The 5,368-nt window shown below is 65.1% G+C and carries 8 protein-coding genes and 1 pseudogene; 5 read left to right on the top strand and 4 right to left on the bottom strand.

The annotated features are described in order from the left end of the window. Nucleotides 1-167 (top strand): annotated as a pseudogene (locus ACOJTD_RS08430) (TIGR00645 family protein); the annotation flags it as partial. A 17-nt stretch (nt 168-184) separates the two neighbouring features. Further along, entirely contained in the window at nt 185-1,405 is a 1,221-nt protein-coding gene (locus ACOJTD_RS08435) for a lytic murein transglycosylase (RefSeq protein ID WP_420132469.1), read from the top strand. Nucleotides 1,406-1,513: 108 nt separating this feature from the next. Here ACOJTD_RS08435 and ACOJTD_RS08440 read toward each other — a convergent pair whose 3' ends face one another. Further along, the gene (locus ACOJTD_RS08440) at nt 1,514-1,798 is read right to left on the bottom strand and encodes a hypothetical protein (RefSeq protein WP_420132470.1); all 285 of its coding nucleotides are present in this window, start codon (nt 1,796-1,798) and stop codon (nt 1,514-1,516) included. Nucleotides 1,799-2,018: 220 nt separating this feature from the next. Beyond that, nucleotides 2,019-2,342: a hypothetical protein gene (locus ACOJTD_RS08445; protein ID WP_420132471.1), complete on the bottom strand. Its 324-nt coding sequence runs from the start codon at nt 2,340-2,342 to the stop codon at nt 2,019-2,021. 432 nt (nt 2,343-2,774) lie between these two features. Here ACOJTD_RS08445 and ACOJTD_RS08450 point away from each other — a divergent pair, with 432 nt between their 5' ends. Beyond that, complete coding sequence (locus tag ACOJTD_RS08450; RefSeq protein ID WP_420132472.1) at nt 2,775-2,978, top strand: (2Fe-2S)-binding protein; 204 nt, start codon at nt 2,775-2,777, stop codon at nt 2,976-2,978. Between the two features lie 140 nt (nt 2,979-3,118). Further along, nucleotides 3,119-3,601, top strand: coding sequence for a bacterioferritin (bfr, locus tag ACOJTD_RS08455; RefSeq protein WP_420132473.1), 483 nt, complete (start codon nt 3,119-3,121; stop codon nt 3,599-3,601). Nucleotides 3,602-3,639: 38 nt separating this feature from the next. On the opposite strand, the gene ACOJTD_RS08460 is transcribed toward bfr, so the two are convergent. Both ACOJTD_RS08460 and ACOJTD_RS08465 read right to left on the bottom strand, forming a co-directional pair. After that, a complete protein-coding gene (locus tag ACOJTD_RS08460) occupies nt 3,640-4,188 on the bottom strand; it encodes a hypothetical protein (RefSeq protein WP_420132474.1) in 549 nt (182 codons plus the stop codon). A gap of 105 nt (nt 4,189-4,293) precedes the next feature. Further along, the gene (locus ACOJTD_RS08465) at nt 4,294-4,674 is read right to left on the bottom strand and encodes a hypothetical protein (protein ID WP_420132476.1); all 381 of its coding nucleotides are present in this window, start codon (nt 4,672-4,674) and stop codon (nt 4,294-4,296) included. A gap of 114 nt (nt 4,675-4,788) precedes the next feature. Between ACOJTD_RS08465 and ACOJTD_RS08470 the strand changes: the two genes are divergently transcribed. Further along, a partial coding sequence (locus ACOJTD_RS08470; RefSeq protein WP_420132475.1) for a DUF1800 family protein occupies nt 4,789-5,368 on the top strand: 580 nt, incomplete at its 3' end.

Raw genomic sequence — 5,368 nt, forward strand, 5'->3', positions numbered from 1 at the left:
AGGCGGGCAGCCTGGGCTCGCCCGGCCGGGCCGGCTACACCGAAACCGGCGTGATGTGGCAGACCACCATCCACACCGTGTTCCTCCTGGCGGCGATCGGAATCGCCTGGGTCGACAGGATCTCCAACCTCGCGATCGAAGAGGCCAAGGCTCACTCCGAGCACTGACGCTGCGAGTCGCCACATTGGTCGTCGTCGCCGGCCTCGCGCTGGCGGCGACACTGACGCCCGGCACCGCCCGGGCGGCTGATGCGGGCTTCACGCGTTTCGTCGCGTCGCTGTGGCCGGAGGCACAACAGGCCGGCGTCTCCCGCGCCACGTTCGAGTCGGTCACTGCCGGGCTGGAGCCGGACTACAAGCTGCCGGACCTGTTGCTGCCCGGACGTCCGAAGACCGGTGCGCCGTCGCAGGCCGAGTTCGTGCAGGTGCCTGCGGACTATCTGAAGGAAGCGCGGATCGAGGCGCTGGCCGGACACGGCCGCAAGCTGCTGGCGGAATACGGGCCGACCTTGCGGGCGATCGAACAGCGGTTCGGCGTGCCGGCCACCGTGGTGCTGGCGATCTGGGGACGCGAGACCGACTACGGCCGCTATCGGCTGCCTTATGACGCGGTTCGGGTGATGGCGACGCAGGCCTATGTGGGCCGGCGCAAGGATCAGTATCGGACCGAGTTCATCCTTGCGATGAAGATCATCAGCGAGGGGGCGGTGTCCCGCCAAGGCATGCGCTCGTCCTGGGCCGGCGCCACCGGCCTGACGCAGTTTCTGCCGTCCGAGTACTACAAACACGGTGTCGACTTCGACGGCGACGGCAAGGTCGATATCTGGAATTCGGTGCCAGACGCACTCGCCTCGGCCGCGCAGCAACTCGTCAACAAGGGCTGGAAGCCCGGCGTGCGCTGGGCCTACGAGGTTCGCGCGCCGGCCAATGCCGACTGCACGCTCGGCCGGCCCGAGGTCACGAAGCCGGTGGGGCAGTGGGTGCGCGACGGCTTTGCGCCGGTGCGCGGCGAGCGGCTGAGCGCAGAAGAACTGGCCGAGCCGGCCTCGCTGCTGCAGCCCGAGGGGATTTACGGCCCGGCTTTCCTGACCACGAAGAACTACTTCGTCATCAAGGAATACAACTTCTCGGATCTCTACGTGTTGTTCGTCGGCCATCTCGCCGATCGCATCACCAACCCGCAGCCGTTCGCGACGCCGTGGGCGGCCACCAAGCAGCTGCGCACCGCGGATGTCGAGGCGATGCAGCGCGGCCTGACACGGCTCGGCTTCTACAACGACAAGGTCGACGGCAAGGCAGGGATGCTGACGCGCGCGGCGCTCGGCGCCTATCAAAAGTCTGCGCGGCTCAAGCTGGATTGCTGGCCGAGCGAGAGCGTCCTGCGCTCGATCGAAGCGGCTCGCTGACCAGCAGCCTCGCTATCCAATCTGGCGATGCCCGTCGCTCAAAGCAAAAGCCCGGCCGATCGCTCGGCCGGGCTTGAAATCAGGGAGGCGGCGAATCGCCGGCTCAGATCAATCGCAGACTTCGACCGGGCGCGAGCGCCAGACGCCGCGATAGTCGTCCCAGAAGCGCTGGCGCACGACGCGGCAGGCGGGCTCTTCGACGTAAACCGGGGCGGGGGCCGCATAGGCCGGGCGGCTCGCGGCAATCGCGCCGCCGAGCAGCGCACCGCCGATCAGGCCGCCAGCGACGCCGGCCGCGATCCGGCCGCCATCGGCGTGAGCGGCCGGGACGGCCGCGACCAGCGAACCGGCAAGGGTCGCGACCGCAACAAGCATCGAAACAGTCTTCTTCATTTGTCTCTCCGAAGTGGCGCCCCGACCGGCGCGCGTTGACAGAAGTCGCCCACCCGACTGCACAGCATCAAAACAGCACAATGCCGTCAATCGTCGCAGATTCAGGTCCGGATGACTCGCCCCAAAAAACGGTCTTTTTCGGGCTACCCGGACGATTCACCGGAGTCTCGAGAAACTCAGGCGTGGATATTGGTCGTCCGGAGCAACCGGAGGTTCAATCTCAGCCGCAGACTCGCACGCGGCGAATTCGCCAGCCATAGCCGTCCCAGAATCGCTGACGCTGCCAGTAGCAGCTGCCGTAGTAGCCGGGATCCACCACATAGGCCGGGCCGGGCGCATAGACGGGAGCGGGCGCATAGTAATACGACGGTCCGTAGCCGTAATAGTGCGGGCCGGCAACTGCGCCGCCGACGATCGCGCCTCCGAGGAGCCCGGCGGCGAGGCCGACGCCGAAGCCGTCATGTGCTTGCGCCGGCGCCGGTGCGCCGATCGCCGCAACACCCAGGGCGGTGGCTGCCACCAGGCCCATCACTGCTTTCCTCATGGACTTCACCCTTCTTGCTTGCCGCCCGGTTCCACACGGGTGCGACATTATTGCAGGGCCGAGCATCCACGTTTCTCTTGAACGATCTATGAATGGGACCGCCTGCGAGATGCCATGTTTCGTCGCGGCTGCGGCTGCGGCTGCGGCTGCGGCTGGGCCGGTCCGGCGTCAGCGGTCGCGCTTTCGTGCCGTACCGGAGGGGCGGTGCGGTTCCCCCCGAGCACCCGCGCTTCGCGTAGCTCGGCGGTGCAGCGCGAACTAACAACTCGCCTTGGAATGATTCCAGAAAGCCTTGGTGGGCGGGCTTGCGCGAGATCAAAAGCGACCGCCGAGTTTGGAATAGCTTCAAAACAGCCGATTTCCTTTTGCTTCCGCCCTATCTCTTCACTATCGAAAAGCTCGTACCGCCATCATCGGGACCTTCGTACTTCCATGATTGTCTGTTCCTGCAACGTCCTTTCCGATCACGACGTCCGTAGCGCGCTGCACCCCGATGGCGGGAATGCGAGCAGCGCCGGCGAGGTTCATCGTTGCCTCGGCTGCAGCAGGAAGTGCGGACGCTGCATGCATACGATCCGGAAGATCATGAGCGACGCCGGCTGTGCCGCCGGTCACGCGCCCGCCCGCGCTTCCTGAGCCCGTCCCGGACTGGCAGATCCCCGCGCCTCGCGGGGATTGCGATTGGTGCGACTTCTGATCTAGAACTATTCCAATTCTAAACTGGACGAGCGGTTCGGCACACTGTCGCAGCCGTGGCGTCGGCGACAGGAGAAGTCATGAAGGGCGACGCGAAGGTCATCGAATATCTCAACCGCGGTCTCCGCAGCGAGTTGACGGCGATCAGCCAGTATTGGTTGCATTATCGGCTACTGGACAATTGGGGGCTGAAGGACCTCGCCAAGACCTGGCGCAAGGAATCGATCGAGGAAATGGTCCACGCCGACAAGTTGACCGACCGCATCATCTTCCTCGACGGGTTCCCGAACATGCAGGTGCTCGATCCGCTGCGGATCGGTCAGAACGTCAAGGAAGTGCTCAACTCCGACCTGCAGGCGGAGATCGATGCACGGTCGCTCTATCAGGAAGCGGCGACCTACTGCCACAGCGTCAAGGACTATGTGTCCCGCGATCTGTTCGAGCAGCTCATGAAGGACGAGGAACATCACATCGATTACCTCGAGACCCAGATCGAACTCGTCAACCGCAGCGGCGTGGAGCTGTATCAGCAGCACCATATCGGCGAACTCGATCACGATTGATCGAACAGGGCGGCGCGCTCCAGTCGGTCGCGCGCCGCTCAGGCCGACCGGCGTGCGACCGCCGGCTGCAGGGGACAGGCCGCATAGGCCGCCTCGATGGCAGGCTCCGAGCCATCGACATGCAGCTCCACCGCCGTCGTCCCCGCGTTCAGGGAACGGATCCGAACGTACAGCTTGGCCGACCCACGCAGCTCGTCGACGAATTGCTGCAGCGCTGCGCTCTCCTCGATGACCAGGACCTTCGATCCCAACAGCACGCGCGATTCCACCGCGTCGTGTCCCGGCTTATCGTCGAAGCGATAGCCGAAGCTGGTGTTACGGTCCGAGCCGATCTTGATCTGAAACGCGATCTTGGCGATCGGCCGGTTCTCGAAGCAGGTCAGCTGCAAGCTCGCCATATAGAGCGAAGGATTGGCCGAGTTGGTTGCGCCCCAAGCCATCGTGTAGGCGCCTCCCACGGGAGCGCCGGTGATCCGGTCTGGGCTTTGGTCGATCATCCAGCTTCCCGAGCGCACGGCACTCTGGGTGACACACCCAGCCAGTACCATCGCTCCGAGCAGCGTCGATTTACGCAACACGCCAGCCACGTCAGCCTCCACCGGGATGCAGTCTGCAACTCAGGCGGGAGGGCGGCAACCCTATCATGTGCTGGTGGTCGTTTGCCGGGAGCTAGGGTCGGCGCGTGGCCGTAGTTAGTCCCGACGGCGGCGAAACGGCCAGTCGATAACCTCGGCGGCGTAAAGCGAAGCCCAAATGATCAGCGGCTGTGCCGCGAGTCTCGGGCCGTGGTACCACCAGCTACTCGGCAGCCCGGGAATGTCGATGTCGCCGAGCGCGTGATGGATGTTCGCCGGCCAGACGCACAGCGAATACAGCGCGAGCGCTACGCCGGCCCACCAGCGCAGTGGCCGGGTCAGCAGCGCCAAAGCGGCCGCGAATTCGAACAAGCTGGTGAGCAGAATAACTTCGGGGGCGAACGGCACCCATCCCGGCGTCATCGCCAGCAGCTTGTCCGGCACGGCGAGATGCGCGACGCCGGCGGCGGTGAAGAACGCCGCCAAAATCCAGCGCATCACTGCGCGCTGCACTGCCCCTGTTTCTGCCACGACTGCGCCATCCTCCATTCACCAGCTGTTCAGTGTTCCGGGCCGTATCATCCTGCGTCAGTTTGACCCGGTCCTCGTCCGATGATGAACGGCGACACCATGATGTTCAAGACGCCGACATTCCTGATGCGCAGATCGAAGCTCGCCGCCGCGGCTGCCGTCGTACTGATCGCTGCGTGCGGCAGCGCGATGTCACAAGCCGCGGAGCTATCAGCGCACGATCTCGCGCTGATCGATCGTCTGAGTTGGGGCGTCAACGCCTCGACAGCCGATCAGGTTCGCCGTATCGGCGTCGCAGCTTGGTTGCAGCAGCAGCTTCATCCAGCCGCTGAGACCGTTCTGCCTGCGGCGGTGGACGCGCAGATCGACGCGATGCCGGACGCGCGCGGGGTCACGCCCGCGATCCTGCTGGCGCTGCAGGAACAGGCCAAGCAGGCCAATCAGATCCCCGACGAGGAGCAGCGCAAGGCCGCCAAGCAGGCGCAGCAGCAGGCGATGAATGACCGCGGCAAGCAGGCCGCGGCGCGTTCGATCCTGCGGGCGCTGTACGCGCCGGACCAGCTGCGCGAGCGGATGAGCTGGTTCTGGATGAATCATTTCAACGTGCATCAGTACAAGGCCGACCTGCGGCTTATGGTGGGCGACTACGAGGATCGCGCGA

The sequence above is a fragment of the Rhodopseudomonas sp. genome (genome assembly GCF_048594845.1).
Lineage (GTDB): Bacteria > Pseudomonadota > Alphaproteobacteria > Rhizobiales > Xanthobacteraceae > Rhodopseudomonas.

Coding starts and splice junctions, on each gene's coding strand:
- bfr (WP_420132473.1), top strand. CDS start 3,119: ATGAAGGGCGACGCGAAGGTCATCGAATATCTCAACCGCGGTCTCCGC.
- ACOJTD_RS08445 (WP_420132471.1), bottom strand. CDS start 2,342: ATGAGGAAAGCAGTGATGGGCCTGGTGGCAGCCACCGCCCTGGGTGTT.
- ACOJTD_RS08465 (WP_420132476.1), bottom strand. CDS start 4,674: ATGCGCTGGATTTTGGCGGCGTTCTTCACCGCCGCCGGCGTCGCGCAT.
- ACOJTD_RS08440 (WP_420132470.1), bottom strand. CDS start 1,798: ATGAAGAAGACTGTTTCGATGCTTGTTGCGGTCGCGACCCTTGCCGGT.
- ACOJTD_RS08450 (WP_420132472.1), top strand. CDS start 2,775: ATGATTGTCTGTTCCTGCAACGTCCTTTCCGATCACGACGTCCGTAGC.